At 72.4% G+C, this 15,961-nt stretch carries 18 protein-coding genes; 6 read left to right on the top strand and 12 right to left on the bottom strand.

Annotated features, from left to right (window positions below; all coding sequences use genetic code 11):
- Positions 1 to 91: 91 nt before the first annotated feature.
- From ENKNEFLB_RS07470 to ctaC, 3 genes are read right to left on the bottom strand one after another with little or no spacing between them, the layout of a single operon-like run.
- Positions 92 to 508 (bottom strand): cytochrome c oxidase subunit 4, encoded by a 417-nt coding sequence (locus ENKNEFLB_RS07470; protein ID WP_214058606.1) that lies wholly within the window; start codon positions 506 to 508, stop codon positions 92 to 94.
- Positions 505 to 2,277, bottom strand: coding sequence for an aa3-type cytochrome oxidase subunit I (gene ctaD, locus ENKNEFLB_RS07465; protein ID WP_420830532.1), 1,773 nt, complete (start codon positions 2,275 to 2,277; stop codon positions 505 to 507). Before ctaD ends, ENKNEFLB_RS07470 begins: the two co-directional genes overlap by 4 nt.
- Positions 2,274 to 3,152 carry an aa3-type cytochrome oxidase subunit II gene (gene ctaC / locus ENKNEFLB_RS07460; RefSeq protein ID WP_246535897.1) on the bottom strand — a complete coding sequence of 293 codons (879 nt, stop codon included), beginning with the start codon at positions 3,150 to 3,152 and terminating at the stop codon, positions 2,274 to 2,276. The genes ctaD and ctaC overlap by 4 nt, the downstream gene beginning before the upstream one ends.
- Positions 3,153 to 3,247: 95 nt before the next feature.
- Between ctaC and ENKNEFLB_RS07455 the strand changes: the two genes are divergently transcribed.
- Positions 3,248 to 4,360 carry a cysteine desulfurase family protein gene (locus ENKNEFLB_RS07455; protein WP_214058605.1) on the top strand — a complete coding sequence of 371 codons (1,113 nt, stop codon included), beginning with the start codon at positions 3,248 to 3,250 and terminating at the stop codon, positions 4,358 to 4,360.
- Positions 4,357 to 4,602, top strand: a complete 246-nt coding sequence (locus ENKNEFLB_RS07450; RefSeq protein WP_246535896.1) for a sulfurtransferase TusA family protein — start codon at positions 4,357 to 4,359, stop codon at positions 4,600 to 4,602. The genes ENKNEFLB_RS07455 and ENKNEFLB_RS07450 overlap by 4 nt, the downstream gene beginning before the upstream one ends.
- Positions 4,603 to 4,622: 20 nt before the next feature.
- Here the strand turns inward: ENKNEFLB_RS07450 and ENKNEFLB_RS07445 are convergent, their stop codons facing one another.
- A complete protein-coding gene (locus ENKNEFLB_RS07445; RefSeq protein ID WP_214059373.1) occupies positions 4,623 to 5,555 on the bottom strand; it encodes a carbohydrate kinase family protein in 933 nt (310 codons plus the stop codon).
- A 147-nt stretch (positions 5,556 to 5,702) separates the two neighbouring features.
- On the opposite strand from ENKNEFLB_RS07445, the gene ENKNEFLB_RS07440 reads away from it, so the two are divergent.
- Positions 5,703 to 5,882 carry a hypothetical protein gene (locus ENKNEFLB_RS07440; RefSeq protein ID WP_160008181.1) on the top strand — a complete coding sequence of 60 codons (180 nt, stop codon included), beginning with the start codon at positions 5,703 to 5,705 and terminating at the stop codon, positions 5,880 to 5,882.
- A 161-nt stretch (positions 5,883 to 6,043) separates the two neighbouring features.
- Here ENKNEFLB_RS07440 and erpA read toward each other — a convergent pair whose 3' ends face one another.
- Together erpA and ENKNEFLB_RS07430 are read right to left on the bottom strand one after the other, a co-directional pair.
- Positions 6,044 to 6,406 carry an iron-sulfur cluster insertion protein ErpA gene (gene erpA, locus ENKNEFLB_RS07435; RefSeq protein ID WP_160008183.1) on the bottom strand — a complete coding sequence of 121 codons (363 nt, stop codon included), beginning with the start codon at positions 6,404 to 6,406 and terminating at the stop codon, positions 6,044 to 6,046.
- Between the two features lie 90 nt (positions 6,407 to 6,496).
- Entirely contained in the window at positions 6,497 to 7,582 is a 1,086-nt protein-coding gene (locus tag ENKNEFLB_RS07430; protein ID WP_214058604.1) for a glycerate kinase family protein, read from the bottom strand.
- A gap of 49 nt (positions 7,583 to 7,631) precedes the next feature.
- On the opposite strand from ENKNEFLB_RS07430, the gene ENKNEFLB_RS07425 reads away from it, so the two are divergent.
- On the top strand, positions 7,632 to 8,531 hold the full coding sequence (locus ENKNEFLB_RS07425) for a GNAT family N-acetyltransferase (protein ID WP_246535895.1): 900 nt from the start codon (positions 7,632 to 7,634) through the stop codon (positions 8,529 to 8,531).
- Between the two features lie 27 nt (positions 8,532 to 8,558).
- A complete protein-coding gene (gene nadA, locus ENKNEFLB_RS07420; protein WP_214058602.1) occupies positions 8,559 to 9,755 on the top strand; it encodes a quinolinate synthase NadA in 1,197 nt (398 codons plus the stop codon).
- 9 nt (positions 9,756 to 9,764) lie between these two features.
- Here the strand turns inward: nadA and ENKNEFLB_RS07415 are convergent, their stop codons facing one another.
- From ENKNEFLB_RS07415 to ENKNEFLB_RS07390, 6 genes are all read right to left on the bottom strand, one after another.
- Entirely contained in the window at positions 9,765 to 11,036 is a 1,272-nt protein-coding gene (locus ENKNEFLB_RS07415) for a sensor histidine kinase (protein WP_214058601.1), read from the bottom strand.
- Positions 11,037 to 11,131: 95 nt separating this feature from the next.
- Positions 11,132 to 12,340, bottom strand: coding sequence for a sensor histidine kinase (locus ENKNEFLB_RS07410; RefSeq protein ID WP_214058600.1), 1,209 nt, complete (start codon positions 12,338 to 12,340; stop codon positions 11,132 to 11,134).
- A 162-nt stretch (positions 12,341 to 12,502) separates the two neighbouring features.
- Positions 12,503 to 13,096: a PspA-associated protein PspAB gene (pspAB, locus tag ENKNEFLB_RS07405; RefSeq protein ID WP_214058599.1), complete on the bottom strand. Its 594-nt coding sequence runs from the start codon at positions 13,094 to 13,096 to the stop codon at positions 12,503 to 12,505.
- Positions 13,097 to 13,106: 10 nt separating this feature from the next.
- The gene (gene htpX / locus ENKNEFLB_RS07400) at positions 13,107 to 14,033 is read right to left on the bottom strand and encodes a zinc metalloprotease HtpX (RefSeq protein ID WP_214058598.1); all 927 of its coding nucleotides are present in this window, start codon (positions 14,031 to 14,033) and stop codon (positions 13,107 to 13,109) included.
- Positions 14,034 to 14,088: 55 nt separating this feature from the next.
- Positions 14,089 to 14,367, bottom strand: a complete 279-nt coding sequence (gene pspAA, locus ENKNEFLB_RS07395; protein WP_214058597.1) for a PspA-associated protein PspAA — start codon at positions 14,365 to 14,367, stop codon at positions 14,089 to 14,091.
- Entirely contained in the window at positions 14,364 to 15,152 is a 789-nt protein-coding gene (locus tag ENKNEFLB_RS07390) for a PspA/IM30 family protein (RefSeq protein ID WP_214059372.1), read from the bottom strand. The genes pspAA and ENKNEFLB_RS07390 overlap by 4 nt, the downstream gene beginning before the upstream one ends.
- Before the next feature lie 196 nt (positions 15,153 to 15,348).
- Between ENKNEFLB_RS07390 and ENKNEFLB_RS07385 the strand changes: the two genes are divergently transcribed.
- Complete coding sequence (locus ENKNEFLB_RS07385; RefSeq protein WP_246535894.1) at positions 15,349 to 15,957, top strand: DUF3043 domain-containing protein; 609 nt, start codon at positions 15,349 to 15,351, stop codon at positions 15,955 to 15,957.
- Positions 15,958 to 15,961 lie beyond the last annotated feature (4 nt).

Below are 15,961 nucleotides of genomic sequence, written 5' to 3'. Positions count from 1 at the left end.
GGCCGGAGAGATCCTCCGACCCCGCTCAGCCTAACAAGCAGGTGCACACGACCCCGGTTCCCGCACTCACGCGCGAGGGCCCGTACCGCGCTCAGTGGGCGTGCAAGCCCCGGTAGTACTCGAAGACGAGACCCATCAGGGCGATCGCTCCGAGCACGGCACCGATGATCAACAGCCACCAGGCAGCCATCGCGACCGAGAACACGATCACGCCGATCGCGGAGGCGCACCACAGCGGCCACCAGGAGTACGGCGGGAAGAACCCGAGCTCTCCGGCACCGTCGGCGATCTCGCCGTCCTGACGGTCCTCAGGACGAGGATCCATGCGCCTCGCATGGAACCCCAGATAGAACGTGACCATCGCCGCGAGCAGCGTGGTCATGGCCAACGCCGACGTGCCGGTCCAGTCCCCACCCGTGTCACCGGCCGACGTGATCAGCCAGTAGCCAGGCGTCACGAGCACCAGGAAGATGCTAGTGACGCCAAAGATCCAGGCCTCGGACTTCATCGGTCACCGTCTTTGCGCTCGTTGCTGCGTCGGTTGGTCCGGTCGTTGATGACCTCTTCGCGCCCGGCCATGTCGGGCGCGTCGGCTGCGTTGCCGTCACGCGCGGCCGGGTTGTCGTCGAGCTCCACGGCGACGACTTCGGGGTGGTGCAGGTCGAAGGCCGGGGACTCCGAGCGGATGCGGGGCAGGGTGACGAAGTTGTGTCGCGGCGGCGGGCAGGACGTCGCCCACTCCAGCGAGCGGCCCCAACCCCAGGGGTCGTCGACCTCGACGAGCGGGGCGTTGCGCGAGATGTAGACGTTGTAGAGGAACGGCAGCGTCGAGGCGGCCAGGATGAAGGCACCGATCGTCGAGACCTGGTTGAGCCCGGTGAACCCGTCGATCGAGAGGTAGTCGGCGTACCGGCGCGGCATACCCTGGGCTCCCAACCAGTGCTGGACCAGGAAGGTGGTGTGGAAGCCGACGAACAGCAGCCAGAAGTGCAGCTTGCCTAGGCGCTCGTTGAGCATCCGGCCGGTCATCTTGGGCCACCAGAAGTAGAAGCCCGCGAACATCGCGAACACGACGGTGCCGAAGACGACGTAGTGGAAGTGCGCGACCACGAAGTAGGAGTCCGATACCGCGAAGTCGAGGGGCGGACTGGCCAGGATCACCCCGGTCAGACCCCCGAACAGAAAGGTGGTCAGGAACCCGACCGACCAGAGCATCGGGTTGTCGAAGGACAGGGACCCGCCCCACATCGTTCCGATCCAGTTGAAGAACTTGACTCCTGTGGGCACCGCGATCAGGAACGTCATGCCCGAGAAGAAGGGCAGGTTCACCGAGCCGGTCACGAACATGTGGTGCGCCCACACTGCGACCGAGAGGATGGCGATGGCCATCGTGGCGCCGACCAGGCCGACGTAGCCGAAGATCGGCTTGCGGCTGAAGACCGGGAGAATCTCGGTCACGATGCCGAAGAACGGCAGCGCGATGATGTAGACCTCCGGGTGGCCGAAGAACCAGAACAGGTGCTGCCACAGGATCGCGCCACCGTGCGAGGTGTCGAAGATGTTGGCGCCAAACTGGCGGTCGGCCTCGAGCATGAGCAGCGCGCCGGCCAGCACCGGGAAGGCGATGAGCACCAGCAGGCTGGTGACCAGCGTGTTCCAGACGAACATCGGCATCCGGAACATCGTCATCCCGGGAGCGCGCATGCAGATGATCGTGGTGATGAAGTTGACCGCACCGAGGATCGTGCCGAGTCCGGCCATCCACAGGCCCATGATCCACAGGTCACCGCCGACGCCCGGGGACCGTACGGCGTCCGAGAGCGGGGTGTAGGCGAACCAGCCGAAGTCGGCCGCCCCGGTGGGGGTCAGGAACCCGGAGGCCGCGATCAGGCCGCCGAAGAGGAACAGCCAGTAGCTGAACATGTTCAGGCGCGGGAACGCGACGTCGGGCGCACCGATCTGCAGCGGCATGATCACGTTGGCGAAGCCGAAGAACAACGGCGTCGCGAACAACAGCAGCATGATCGTGCCGTGCATCGTGAACAGCTGGTTGTAGAGCTCGTCGTTGACCACCTGCGAGCCCGGGAAGGCCAGCTCGGAGCGGATCAGCAGCGCCATCACGCCGCCGACGAGGAACCAGGTGAACGAGGTGATCAGGTACAGCTTGCCGATCAGCTTGTGGTCGGTGGTGGTCATCAGCGTGACGAGCTGACGACCCAGGGTCTTGCGCGGCAGCGTCGCGTTGGTGGCGGTGGGCCTCTCGGCGGTGGCGGTCACTCTGATCCCTCCTCGGCAGCCTCGTCCTCGAGGCCGACCTGGGTGTTGGCGTACGCGCCACCGAGGACGGGCTCGTCAGAGACGTTGCCCGCGGCAGCCTGCTGCTCGAGGTAGTCGTCGTACTCCGCACGGGAGACGACCTTGACGTTGAAGAGCATCCGGGAGTGCGAGACCCCGCAAAGCTCGTAGCACTTGCCGAGGTAGTCGCCCTCGGTCGTCGGTGTGACCTGGTAGGAGTTCACCTGGCCCGGGATGACGTCCATCTTCATCAGGAAGCCCGGGACGCCGAAGTCGTGGATCACGTCGGGCGAGTAGAGGTTGAACCGGGTGGTCTCGTCGACGGGCAGGTAGAGCGTGGGGATGTAGTTGCCCGCGCCGACCTCGTAGACGTTCTCCTCCTCACCGCCCTCCTCGTAGGGGTGGTTGAAGGTCCACTGCCACTGCTGGCCGACGATGGTCAGCTCGTTGTCGGGCGGCGAGTCGTCCAACATCACGTTCTGTACGCGCACGGTCTGGGAGAAGAAGACGATCACCATGATGACGGGGAAGATCGTGTAGAAGATCTCCAGCGGGAGGTTGTATCGCGTCTGCACCGGGATCTCGTCGTCGGACCGCCGCCGGAAGCGGAGGACCGCATAGAAGATCAGACCCCAGACCACGACGCCGGTCACGAGTGCTGCCGCCCAGGCACCACGCCACAGCTCGAGGTTCGACTCGGCCTGGACCGACACCGGATCGGGGAACCCGAGCCGACCGGCCTCGGTGTCGGAGGAGCAGCCAGCGAGCAGCGCGGCACCGGCGACGAGCATCAACGACGCCGTCAGGCGCCGGCGACGCGACGCCTCGGCGCGGCGTCCGGGGAGTTGCAGACCCACGAACAGGCCTTCCTCTCGAAGGGAGAATCTCTCTTGCAGAGAGTACTTCACCCGTGGTCCCCGGAGCCCTCGCCCCCACCGGCTAGGTTGCCGCCGTGAGCGGCTACCTGGACGCGGCCTCCTCCGAGCCGCTGCACCCGGCTGCGCGGGACACCCTGCGCGCCGCGGTCGAGGCCGGGTACGCCGATCCGCGCCGCCTGCACGGCCCCGCCCGCCGGGCCCGGATGCTGCTGGACCGCGCCCGCGAGACGACCGCGGAAGCCCTGGGGGTCAGGCCCGACGAGGTCTCCTTCACCGGCTCCGGCACCGAGGCCGTGCACCGGGGCCTGCTCGGGCTGCGGACGGCCCGTCGGCGGGCCGGGGACCGCGTCGTCCACGCCGCCGTCGAGCACTCGGCCGTGCTCCACGCGGCGCGGTGGGCCGGCCCGGTCGAGGACGTCGGTGTCGACGGTTCCGGCCGTGTCGACGTGGAGGAGCTGCTGCGCGCCGCCGGGCGGCCCGGGGTCGCGGTGGTCGCGCTCCAGAGCGCGAACCACGAGGTCGGCACCCGCCAGCCCGTGGCCGAGGTGGCCACCCGCCTGGGTGGGGTGCCCCTCTTCGCCGACGCCCGGGCCTCGATGGGGCGCGAGCCGCTGCCCGACGGGTGGTCGGCCGCGGCCGGGTCCTCCCACCACTGGGGTGGCCCGGCCGGCGTGGGTGTCCTGCTCGTGCGCAAGGGCGTCCGGTGGACCTCGCCGTTCCCGCCGGACGACCGGGTCGACGAGCGCACGACCGGCCACGAGGACGTCCCTGCCGCGCTCGCGGCGGCCGCGGCACTGCAGGCCGTCGTGGCCGAGCGGGACGAGGTCGCCGCCCGGCAACGGCGTCTGGTCGATCGGATCCGCGCCGCCGCGACGGCCCTCCCCGACACCGAGGTCGTCGGCGATCCCGTCGACCGCCTGCCGCACCTGGTGACCTTCTCGTGCCTCTACGTCGACGGCGAGGCCCTGGTCCACGCCCTCGACGCCCGCGGGTTCGCGGTGGCCAGCGGGTCCGCGTGCACCAGCTCCACCTTCGAGCCGAGCCACGTGCTGGCCGCGATGGGCGCGCTGACCCACGGCAACGTGCGCGTCGGGGTCGCCCGCGACACCACCGCCGACGAGGTCGAGCGCTTCGTCGCCGTCCTGCCGGAGGTCGTTGCAGGGCTGCGCGCCGAGGTCGGCCTGTGAGTCCCGGCGGAGCACCGGCCCTGGAGCTGGACTGCCGGGGCCTGCGCTGCCCGCTGCCGGTGGTGGAGCTGGCCCGTGCCCTGCCCCGGGTGGCCGTCGGCGAGGTCCTCGCCGTCGTCGCCACCGACCCCGCGGCCCGTCACGACGTCCCGGCGTGGTGCCGGATGCGGGACCAGGAGTACGTCGGTGAGGACGTCGCCGCGGACGGCTGCCCCCGCTTCGCGGTGCGGCGTACGACGTAGGTGCGCCGGGACTCGGTGGCTCAGGTCAGGTGCGGCACGACCTCGGCGGCCACGTCGGCGCCGTAGGACGCCTCGAGGCGGCCGGCGAAGTCGGCAGCGGTGAAGGAGTACTCCTGGGTGCCGACCGTCTCCACGACGTAGGCCGCGAGCACGCAGCCGACCTGGGCGGCGCGCTCGAGGCCGAGACCCCAGCTCAGCGCGGCCAGGAACCCGGCTCGGAAGGCGTCGCCCACCCCGGTGGGCTCGACCGCGGTGACGTCGGCTGCGGCGGGGACGACCACGTCCTGCTCGCCGCGGCGGCTGATCCGTACGCCCTCCGCGCCGAGGGTCGTGACGAGCATGCCGACCCGGTCCAGGATCTCCGCGGCCGACCAGCCGGTCTTCTGCTCGATCATGTGCGACTCGTACTCGTTGGAGAACGAGATCGTCGCGCCGTCGACGAGGTCGCGGATCAGGTCGCCGTCGCCGAAGGCCAGCTGCTGGGAGCAGTCGGCGATGAAGGCGTAGCCGCGGGTGCGGCACTCGTGGGTGTGGCGGCGCATCGCCTCAGGGTCGTCGGCGCCGATCAGGACGTAGGCCGGCGCGCCCACCCGGGCGACGATCGGCGCCAGCTCGATCAGGCGCGCCTCGGCCATCGCACCGGGGTAGAACGAGGCGAACTGCGCCATCGAGGAGTCGGTGGTGCACACGAACCGCGCGGTGTGGGCGGAGGTGGAGATGTGCACCGAGTCGCAGTCGACGCCGTGCCGCTCGAGCCACGACCGGTAGTCGGTGAAGTCCTCGCCGGCCGCGCCGACCAGCACCGGGCGTACGCCGAGGCGCCCCAGCCCGAAGCACATGTTCGGGGCGACTCCCCCGCGACGGATCTCCAGGTCCTCCACCAGGAAGGACAGCGAGATCTTGTCCAGCTGCTCGACGACCAGCGAGTCGGCGAACCGGCCACCGAAGGTCATCAGGTGGTCGGTGGCGATCGAGCCCGCGATCAGCAGCGGTCCGTTCGGCGCGGAGGACAGGGGGGCGGCGGTGTCGGCTGGCACGTCGCGTGACACTACCGCCGCGTAGGCCTGGGTCTACTTCTCGGTAGCCCCTAGCGTCGCGGTGTGAGGACCACCACGCCCCGCCTGGCCTATGAGGACGCCGACGCCACCGAGGCGATGCGGCGCGACGCCCAGGCGGTGGGTGCCCGGCTCGGGGTCGGTCGCGAAGCGTGGCTCGACCGCGGCGCGGCGTCGTACGACAGACGGGTGCCCGCACCGCCGACCTCGATGCCGCACGGCTGAGGTCGGGGCGCCGCAAGCGTCATCTTGGCGCGCCGCAAGCGTCATCTCGGCGCGCCGCAAGCGTCATCTCGGCGCACAGGACCCCCGCCGGCCAGGGGCCGACGGGGGTCCGGGTGCTGCTGGGTGCTGCGGTGTCTCAGGTCGCGCGGTGCGTCAGCGGCTCAGTGGAACGAGTCGCCGCAGGCGCAGGAGCCGGTCGCGTTCGGGTTGTCGATGGTGAAGCCCTGCTTCTCGATCGAGTCGACGAAGTCGATCATCGCGCCGTTGAGGTAGGGCACGCTCATCCGGTCGACGACGACGGACACGCCGTCGAAGTCGGTGACGACGTCGCCGTCGAGGGTGCGCTCGTCGAAGAACAGCTGGTAGCGCAGCCCGCTGCAGCCGCCGGGCTGCACCGAGATGCGCAGCTGGAGGTCGTCACGGCCCTCCTGCTCGAGGAGGCTCGTCACCTTGCCCGCGGCGACCGGGCTGAGGTTGATCTGGTCGGTACGACGATCGGTGGTGGTCTCGACCTGCTCGGTCATGTGCGCTCTCCCAGGGGTGCGGGGATCAATCATGGTCTGTGCTGCTCAATCCTCGCACAGCCCGGGTTATTCCTCGCCGCCTCGCGGTCCTCAGCGCGACCAGGTGCGCGCGACCCGCTCGGCGAGGTCGGCCAGGGACCCGGCGGGGTCGGCGAAGGCGCGCTCCTCCCCCACCAGGTCGACCACGGAGTAGGCCGACTCCATCCCGAGCGCCCGCATCTCCCGCGCACCGACCAGCACCGCGCCGGCCAGCGCCACGCACGGGCGTACGGCCTGCTCGGCCACGGCCGCGACACCGGCCGGGACCTTGCCGGCCCGGCTGGAGAAGTCGAAGGCGCCCTCGCCGGTGACGACGAGGTCGGCGGCCCGGGCCCGGGCGGGCAGGCCGACGGCATCGGTGACCAGGCCGATCCCGGGCGTCCGCGTGCCGCCGAGGAGGAGCAGCGCGAACCCCAGGCCGCCGGCCGCGCCGGCGCCGGGCTCGAGCGCGGTACGCCTCCCGGCGACCTCGGCGAACCGCTCCAGCCAGGCGTCCACGACGACCAGGCGCTCCTCGGTGAGCCCCTTCTGGGGCCCGAAGACCTTGGCCGCGCCGAAGAGACCGCTCAGCGGGTTGTCCACGTCGCTGGCGACCACGACCTCCACCCCGGCGACGCGCTCCCGCGCCGCCGCGAGGTCGATCGTGCCGATGCCGTCCAGGCCGGCCGGACCCTCGTCGAGCGGGACGTCGGCGGTGGCCCCCAGGCCGGCGAGCAGGCCCGCCCCGCCGTCGCTGGTGCCGCTGCCGCCCAGCCCGACGACCACGCGTCGTACGCCGGTGCCGATCGCCGCGGCGAGGAGCTCACCCACGCCGCGCGTGGTGGCCTGCTCGCCGCCCTGCGCCCCGGTGAGGTGCAGCCCGCAGGCCTGGGCGCTCTCGACGTAGGCGGTGTCGTCGACCACCAGCAGCGTCGCCGGGGTGGGTGCCCCCGTCGGGCCGGTCACGGTGACCGCGAGGAGCTCGCCACCGAGGGTGGCGTGCAGGACGTCGACGAAGCCGGGTCCACCGTCGGACATCGGCGCCAGGTCGATCTCGTCGTCGGGCGCGTGCCGGTGCCACCCGGCGGCGACGGCCTCGGCGGCCTCCACCGCGGTCAGGGTGCCGGCGAACTTGTCGGGGGCCACGAGAACTCGCATGTGCCCATCATCACGCACCCGGCGCTCGCGCCCTCCTAGGCTCGGGCCGGTGAGCGCACCCGACCAGCCCGTCGTCCGCCCGATGCGGCCCGAGGACGTCCCCGCCGCGGAGCGGCTCAAGGCCGAGACCTTCCACCAGGTCGACGCCCGGATGCTGCCGCGCTCGGTGCCGCTGCCCGAGCGGCGCAGCCCCGAGCGCGGCCGGGCCTGGGTCGAGCGCACCCACCACCTGCTGCGCACCGACCCCGGCGGCTGCTGGGTGGCCGAGGACGAGGACGGGCTCGCCGGGTTCGCCACCTCGCTGACGCGCGAGCTGATGTGGATCCTCGCGACGTACGCCGTGCGGCCCGACCTCCAGGGCCGTGGGACAGGCCGGGTGCTGCTCGAGGCCGCGCTGCACCACGGCCGCGGGTGCCTGCGCGGGATGCTGTGCTCCTCGGACGACCCGCGCGCCTTCCGGCGCTACCGCCTGGCCGGCTTCACGATGCACCCCTTCCTGACGCTGCGGGGCACGGTCGACCGCTCGGCCATCCCGCTCCTGCGCCGGGTCCGCGAGGCCACGCCCGCCGACACCGACCTGATGGACTCCGTCGACCGCCGCACCCGGGGGGCCGCGCACGGGCCCGACCACGCGCTGATGCAGCGCACCTGGCGACCGGTCGTCTGCGACAGCGGCACCGGCTCGGGCTACGCCTACCTCGCCGCCGACGGGAGCGTGGCGCTGCTCGCCGCGACCGACCGCCGTACGGCCACCGAGCTGCTCTGGACCGCCCTGGCCGACGGGTCGGCCGACGGGTCGGTCCAGCAGGTCCACCACGTGACCGCGGCCAACGAGTGGGCCGTCGACGTCGCGATGACCGCCCGGATGGAGGTCACCACCTCCGGCTTCCTCGCGGTCCGGGGGATGCGGCCGCCGGCGCCCTACCTGCCCAGCGGGGCGCTGCTGTGACGCGGGCCCCGGCCTAGGATGTTCCCCATGACGACCGTCGACCTCCCGCTGCTGCCGCTGGGCCGCGGCGTCGACCTCTCCGCCGAGCGCGGTGTCGAGTGCCCGGGCGACCTCCCGCCGGCCTCCGACCCCGACCTGGTCGAGCGCGCCCGGGCCGCGAAGGCCGCGCTGGGCGACCGGGTCTTCGTGCTCGGCCACCACTACCAGCGCGACGAGGTCATCGAGTTCGCCGACGTCACCGGCGACTCCTTCAAGCTGGCCAAGGACGCCGCCGCGCGGCCCGAGGCCGAGTTCATCGTCTTCTGCGGCGTGCACTTCATGGCCGAGTCCGCCGACATCCTCACCGGTCCCGAGCAGCAGGTCGTCCTGCCGGACCTGGCCGCCGGGTGCTCGATGGCCGACATGGCGCGGCTGACCCAGGTCGAGGACGCCTGGGACGCCCTGGCCGACGCCGGCGTCGGGGACGCGGTCGTCCCGGTGACCTACATGAACTCCTCGGCCGACATCAAGGCGTTCTGCGGGCGCAACGGCGGGGTCGTCTGCACCTCCTCCAACGCCGAGACGGCGCTGGAGTGGGCCTTCGCCCAGAAGCCGCCCGCCGGCCCGGACGGGACCGGCGGCGGCAAGGTGCTGTTCTTCCCCGACCAGCACCTCGGACGGAACACCGCGGTCCTCAAGCTGGGGATGTCGCTGGACGACTGCGTGGTCTGGGACCCCCGCCTGCCCCAGGGCGGGCTGAGCACCGAGCAGCTGCGCGACGCCCGGATGATCCTGTGGAAGGGCCACTGCTCGGTCCACGGCCGCTTCAGCGCCGAGGTCGTCGACAGCCTGCGCGCCACCGTCCCGGACGTGAAGATCCTGGTCCACCCCGAGTGCACCCACGACGTCGTGCTCAAGGCGGACCTGGTCGGCTCGACGGAGTTCATCATCGACACCGTCCGGGCCGCCCCGGCCGGCTCGAGCTGGGCGATCGGCACCGAGCTGAACCTGGTCAAGCGGCTCGCCCGCGAGCACCCCGAGCAGACGATCGCCTTCCTCGACAAGACCGTCTGCTACTGCTCGACGATGAACCGGATCGACCTGCCCCACCTGGTGTGGGCGCTGGAGTCGCTGGTCGCGGGGACGGTCGTGAACCGGATCGACGTCGACGACGCCACCGAGCGCGACGCCCTCGTCGCGCTCCGCCGGATGCTCGACCTGCCCGGGCGGACCGCCCAGGACTGAGCCGAGGGCTCAGGCGGGGAGGTCGGCGGCGCCGGCCGGCAGCTCGAACCACGCCAGCACCCCGCCCTCACGGCGGCGCAGCAGGCCGATCCGACCCCCGTGGGCCTCGACGACGCGGCGACAGGTGGCCAGGCCGATGCCCACGCCCGGGACCGAGTGGTCGCCGCGCACCAGCGGCTCGAACAGGTCCTCGGGGTCGAGGCCGGCGGGGAGACCGCGGCCGTTGTCGCTGACCTCGACCCGCACCCGCCCCGGCACCGCGTGCGCCTCGACGCGGACGACGGCGTGGACCCCGGGGCGGGCGAACTTCAGGGCGTTGCTGAGCAGGTTCTGCAGCAGCGACCGCAGCTGGACCTCGTCGCCGAGGACGACGGGCAGGCGACCGGTGAGGATCTCGGCGGTCCGGGTCATCCCCGCGAGGTCGTCGAGGACCGCGGCCAGGACCAGGTCGAGGTCGACGCTGCGCGCCTCGACCGGACCGCCCTGCGTGGCGTACTCCAGCAGGTCGTCGACGAGCGCCTGCATGCGGCGCGCCCCCTGACGGGCCTTCTCCACGAACCAGTGCACCTGCCGCCGGTCGAAGTGGTCGCGGCCGGCCTCGTCCTCGATCAGGTCCACCGACATCGAGATGCTCGCCAGCGGCGCCTTCAGGTCGTGGGTGACCTGGCCGGCGAAGACCACCAGGCGGTCGTTGGACTCGCGCAGGTCACGGTGCACCTCCTCGAGCCGGTCGAAGGTGCGGCGCGAGGCCCGGTGCCGGCCGAGCACCTCGACCAGGTCGGCCACCCGGGCGCCCACCTCGTCGAGCGCGGCCACTGCCGGGACGTCGGCGGCGGCACGGGGGGCGGTGTCGAGCAGGCACAGCAGCCCGACCTGCCGTCCGGACGGGCCCAGCAGGGGCTGCCGGACCAGGAACCGCAGACCGGTGCGGTCCCCGACCAGCGGGTGCGTGGCCCACTCCGGGTCGAGCAGCGTGTCCGGGACCACGACCAGGTCGTGGACCAGGCCCCGGGTGGCCAGCAGCCGCGGGTCGACCGAGGCCGGGAGCCCCGCGCCACCGAAGGCGGTGACCTCGGGCCGGCCCTCGTCGTCCAGCAGGGTCACGACGGCCAGCGGCACCTGCCACAGGCGGGCGGCCAGGTCCGCGACCGCGGCCAGGTCCCGGGCGTCGTCGGCCTCGTCCGAGCCCGTCGCGACCGGTCCCGCCTCGGCGCGCGTGCCGCGTCCGGCGGACGCGTCGCGGCGGTCGCCGTCGTCGGCCGTGCGTCGTACCCGTTCCACGAGTCCCCCCTCCGAGCAGGCCGTGGACGCCTGCTCCCCCGCGGCGAGGATAGGGGAACGACCGCCCCCAGGGCGAGGCCCCGGACCGGGCGTGGTCAGCCGGTCGGCAGCTCGACCAGGGCCACGGCCCCGTGACCGGCGCGCGGACGCAGGCTGATCCGCCCGCCGTGGGCCTCGACGATGCGCCGGCAGGTCGCCAGGCCGATGCCGCTGCCCGCGACGTCGTGGGCGCCGCGCTGCAGCGGGACGAAGACGCGCTCGACGTCCTCGGGGGCGATCCCGCGTCCGTTGTCGCGGACCTCCAGCAGCCACCGGTGGTCGACGAGCCCACCGTCGACCTCCACCTGCAGGCGCCGGTCCGGGCTGCGGTAGGCCAGGGCGTTGGTGACGAGGTTCTGCAGCAGGGACCTCAGCTGGGTGCGGTCGCCGCACACGACCGGGAGGGGACCCACGAGGACCTCTCCCCCGTCGAGGCGGGAGCCGACGTCGTCGAGGACCTCGCCGAGCACCTCGGCCAGGTCGACGTCCTGGTGCAGCTCGGAGCCCCCGACCTGCGCGAAGGCCAGGACGTCGTCCACCAGGGCGCTCATCCGGCCGGCGGCGTCGCCGGCCTTGGTGACGAGCCAGTCGAGCTCCTCGGCGCTCCCCCCGCCCCCGGCGAGCTGCTCCCGGATCAGGCCGAGGGAGAGCGACACGCTGGACAGCGGTGTCTTGAGGTCGTGGCTGACCTGGCCGGCGAAGGCCGCCAGCCGGTCGTGGGAGGTGAGCAGCTCGGTCCGCATCGCCTCGACGTGCTCCAGGGCGTGGACCAGCTCGCGGTTGCGCAGCGCGAGCTCCAGCACGTCCATCACGCGGGCGGCGACGACCCCGAGCGAGTCGACCTCGGACCCCGCGATCTCCTCGAGGGTGCGGGGCCGGGTGTCGAAGACGCACAGCCGCCCCACCACCAGGCCGGACGCGGTGGTCAGGGGGTGCGAGGCGTAGAAGCGGAGGAGGCCCAGCCGCCCGGTCACGAAGGGGTTGTCGGCGAAGCGCGGGTCGAGCCGGGTGTCCGGGACCACCACCGTCTCCAGGTCGTGGCGCACCACGTGGCACATCGAGTCCTCGAGCGCGCACGCGGAGGGGTCCATGCCGTGCGCCGCGACCTGCCGCTGCTCGTCGCGGGTGAAGAAGTTGATCTGCGCGAGGGGCACCCGGCAGATCCGCGCGGTCAGGTCGACCACGGCCTGCAGCTGCTGCGTCGGCGGGGCGGCGAGGTCACCGAGGTCGGTCACCATGTCCACCCACACCTGCTCGGCGGTCATCGCTCGGCGCTCCGTTCCGGACGGAGCCACGGCCTGCCCGTCCCCCTGCGGGATCATAGGAGCCGCCGAGGGGTGACGGCGCCGGACTCGCGCGGAGCCGGCCGGACGTCCCGGGCCCGGCCCGGCCGGGGACCCGGCGCACCAGCAGGCTCACCACCAGGCTCACAGGCCGGGGGCGCCCCACACGGCCAGCCAGCGCGAGCGCTCCTGCTCCAGGGGCAGGTCGTGCTCGACGGCGTCGCGGACCTGGATCTCCATCAGGGTGTCGCGCACCTGCGCCTGGCGCGCCGAGCCCGTCGTGGGCTGCGGCGCGAACGGGTAGAAGGTGCCCTGCTTGTAGAGGTAGACCAGGCCGACCCGGCGCCCGGTGACGTCGGCGAAGACGACCAGCGAGCACAGCAGCCCGGGGCCGAACCCGGCGTCGCCCAGGGTGCTGTTGACCGCGTGCAGGTCCGTGCACAGCCCGGCGGTGTCGCTCGGGTCGTGGGAGACGGTGAGCCAGGTGAACCCGAAGTCGTCGAGGGTGACCTCGACGTCCGGCGCGTCGGGCGCGGCGCCGAGCAGCGCCACGGCCTCCTGCTGGGTCTGCGCGAAGCCGGCACCCGAGGCCGCGCGGTAGCAGACCGAGCCGAGGCCGGTCGGGACCAGGCCGAGCCCGGCCTCGAGGGTGAGCGCGGCGCTCGGCACCGCGAACAACGAGTCCAGACGCGGGGCGGCCGGCTGCGAGCGGCCCATGATCGAGCTCCAGAACCCCATCAGCGCGCGCTCACGGCGTGGTCCGGCCGAGCTCGGTCTGGATCCGCGCGAGCTGCTCGAGGCGCTGCTCGAGGCTGGGGTGGGTGGAGGTCAGCGTCGACAGCGAGACACCCTTGACGGCCGGGGCGATGAAGAAGGCGTTCATCGCCTGGCTGGCGCGCAGGTCCTTCTGCGGCACCGAGTCCATGCCGCTGCTGATCTTCTGCAGCGCCGAGGCCAGGGCCTGCGGCTTCATCGTCAGGTACGCCCCCGCGCGGTCGGCCGACAGCTCGCGGTAGCGGGAGAGGATCTTGAGCAGCAGGAAGCTGATCGCGTAGGTGACCAGGCTGACCGCCAGCACCACGATCCACACCGGCAGCCCGGAGTTGTTGTCGCGGCTGCGGCCGCCGAACAGCGCGCCGTACTGCGCCCCCTGGGTCAGCATGCCGGCGACGATGCCGGCCGAGGACGCCACCGTCATCACCAGCACGTCGCGGTGCGCGACGTGCGCCAGCTCGTGGGCCAGCACGCCCTCGAGCTCCTCGGCGGTGAGCCGGCCCATGATCCCGGTGGTCACGACGACCACGGACCGCTCCGGGGAGCGGCCGGTCGCGAACGCGTTCGGCAGCGGGGTGTCGGCGATCCCGACGCGGGGCTTGGGCATGTCGGCCAGGGCGCAGAGCCGGTCGATCATGCCGTGCAGCTCGGGAGCCTGCTCCGGGGTGACCTCACGGGCCCGCATCGCCTTCATCGCGACCTTGTCGGAGGAGTACCACTGGTACCAGGCCACGCCGAGGCCGGCGATGCCGATCAGCACCGCGACGCCGGGTCCGCCCGACCGCCCGAAGACGGCCATCAGGACGGCGATCAGCCCCACGAACAGGGCGCCGAGGAGGAACAGGACCAGCGTCATCCGGGCGGTGAGGCCCGAGTCGCCGACGAACCGGGTGCGTGCCATGGGACCAGTCTCCCCTGTCTTCCCAAGAGGGAGGTGAGAACCCTGCGACCCGGGGTCAGCCGGGGATGAGCCCCTCGTCGCCGAGCAGGTCGCGGACCTGCGCGATGTCGGCGTCGGCCGGCGGGAGGATCAGGTCGGACTCGTCGAGGGAGTCCAGGTCGTGCGGCACGCCGACGGTCCGCACGCCGTCGAGCAGCGCCGCGAGCGCGGCCTCGAAGGCGGCTTCGTCGCCGGCCTCGACCGCACGCTCGACCGCGCCGTCGAGGTCGTTGAGGCGGTCGAGGGCGGCGTCGGCGACGTCGTACTGGCCCTCACCGAGGATCCGGACGATCACGACCGACCCTCCTGGCCCGGCTCGGTCGACCGCTCGGCCTCGGGGGCGAGCACGTCGTCGCCGGTGCCCTGGTTCAGGGCCTCGGGCTGCTGGGGTGCCGACACGCCCTTGAGGCGGGCCAGCTCGAGCTCCACGTCGGACTGCGAGCTCATCTGCTCCAGCTCGCGGGCGATGTCGTCGCCGCGGTTGGTCGAGGAGGCGTCGTCGAGGGCACCCGAGGCGATCAGCTCGTCGATCGCACCGGCGCGGGCCTGCATCGTGGCCGTCTTGTCCTCGGCGCGCTGGATGGCCATGCCCACGTCGCCCATCTCCTCGCCGATGCCCGACATGGCCTCGCCGATCCGGGTCTGGGCCTCGGCGGCGGTGTAGTTGGCCTTGATCGTCTCCTTGCGGGTGCGGAAGGACTCGACCTTGGCCTGCAGCCGCTGCTGGGCCAGGACCAGCTTCTCCTCCTCGCCCTGCAGGTTGGCGTGCTGCACGCGGAGGTCCTCGACCTGGCCGACGACGGCGGACTTGCGGGTCAGCGCCTCACGGGCGAGGTCCTCGCGGTCCATCCCGAGCGCCTTCTCGGCCTGGGCCTGCAGCTTGTCGACCTGCTGCTGGAGCTGGTTCATCTGGAGCTCGACGCGCTTGCGGCTGGTGGCGACGTCGGCCACCCCGCGGCGCACCTTGGTCAGCAGCTCTGTCTGGCGCTGGTAGCTGTAGTCCAGCGTCTCGCGGGGGTCCTCGGCCCGGTCCATGGCCGAGTTGGCCTTCGAGCGGAAGATCAGGCTCATGCGCTTCATCAGGCTCACGACGTCGGGGCTCTCTCTCGGTGCGGCGACTTGCGGGGTCGGCTTGCGTGTCGGCGGGGCCTGCCCGACGCCCTCACCCTACGGCGCAGCGGCAACCGGTGCGAGGGGTCCGTACGGCGCGACCGGTAGACTCGGGCTCCGGACGAGACGACCACCGACCACCCCCTGACATCTGCCGAGGCCCCTGTTGTTCCGACGTCGCAACGACACCGACACCACCGTCGCGGGCAGCCCTGCGGCGCCCGCCGACGGCAGCACCGTCATCACCACGGGCAAGGGGCGTCCCACGCCGACCCGTCGTGAGGCCGAGGCCGCCGCCAAGGCACGCGCCAAGGCCCCCCGCACCCGCAAGGAGCAGGCCGCCGCCAAGCGCCGGGTGCGCGCCGACGAGGCCCAGAAGGTGCGTACGGCGATGAAGACTGGGGACGAGCGGCACCTGCTGCCCCGCGACAAGGGCCCGGTGCGCCGGTTCGTGCGCGACTACGTCGACCACCGGTTCTCGTTCCTGGAGATCGTGCTGCCCCTGGTCCTGGTGACCACGGTCCTCACGTACTCCGGCAACCCCGGCCTGGTCCGCATCGGCAGCACCGTGATGGTGGCCGTGCTCGCGCTGATCGTGATGGACGTGCTCACGCTCCGCTTCCGCCTGCGCCGCGAGCTGGCGAAGCGCTTCGAGGGCGAGTCGGTCAAGGGCACCACCTGGTACGCCGTGAGCCGCTCCATGCAGATGCGCTTCATGCGGCTGCCGAAGAGCCAGGTCAAGATCGGCGAGAAGCTCCCCGAGCGCTACCGCTGACCCG

It is taken from the genome of Nocardioides aquaticus (genome assembly GCF_018459925.1).
Taxonomy (GTDB): domain Bacteria; phylum Actinomycetota; class Actinomycetes; order Propionibacteriales; family Nocardioidaceae; genus Nocardioides; species Nocardioides aquaticus.
Note: the sequence above shows the minus strand (reverse complement) of the source record. Positions and strands in the feature narration are given on the sequence as shown.

What these genes read in the sequence shown, in the direction of transcription:
- ENKNEFLB_RS07470 (WP_214058606.1), bottom strand. Translation starts at nt 508, where the DNA reads ATGAAGTCCGAGGCCTGGATCTTTGGCGTCACTAGCATCTTCCTGGTG.
- ENKNEFLB_RS07445 (WP_214059373.1), bottom strand. Translation starts at nt 5,555, where the DNA reads ATGACCTTCGGTGGCCGGTTCGCCGACTCGCTGGTCGTCGAGCAGCTG.
- erpA (WP_160008183.1), bottom strand. Translation starts at nt 6,406, where the DNA reads ATGACCGAGCAGGTCGAGACCACCACCGATCGTCGTACCGACCAGATC.
- ENKNEFLB_RS07430 (WP_214058604.1), bottom strand. Translation starts at nt 7,582, where the DNA reads ATGCGAGTTCTCGTGGCCCCCGACAAGTTCGCCGGCACCCTGACCGCG.
- nadA (WP_214058602.1), top strand. Translation starts at nt 8,559, where the DNA reads ATGACGACCGTCGACCTCCCGCTGCTGCCGCTGGGCCGCGGCGTCGAC.
- ENKNEFLB_RS07410 (WP_214058600.1), bottom strand. Translation starts at nt 12,340, where the DNA reads ATGACCGCCGAGCAGGTGTGGGTGGACATGGTGACCGACCTCGGTGAC.
- pspAB (WP_214058599.1), bottom strand. Translation starts at nt 13,096, where the DNA reads ATGGGGTTCTGGAGCTCGATCATGGGCCGCTCGCAGCCGGCCGCCCCG.
- htpX (WP_214058598.1), bottom strand. Translation starts at nt 14,033, where the DNA reads ATGGCACGCACCCGGTTCGTCGGCGACTCGGGCCTCACCGCCCGGATG.
- ENKNEFLB_RS07390 (WP_214059372.1), bottom strand. Translation starts at nt 15,152, where the DNA reads ATGAAGCGCATGAGCCTGATCTTCCGCTCGAAGGCCAACTCGGCCATG.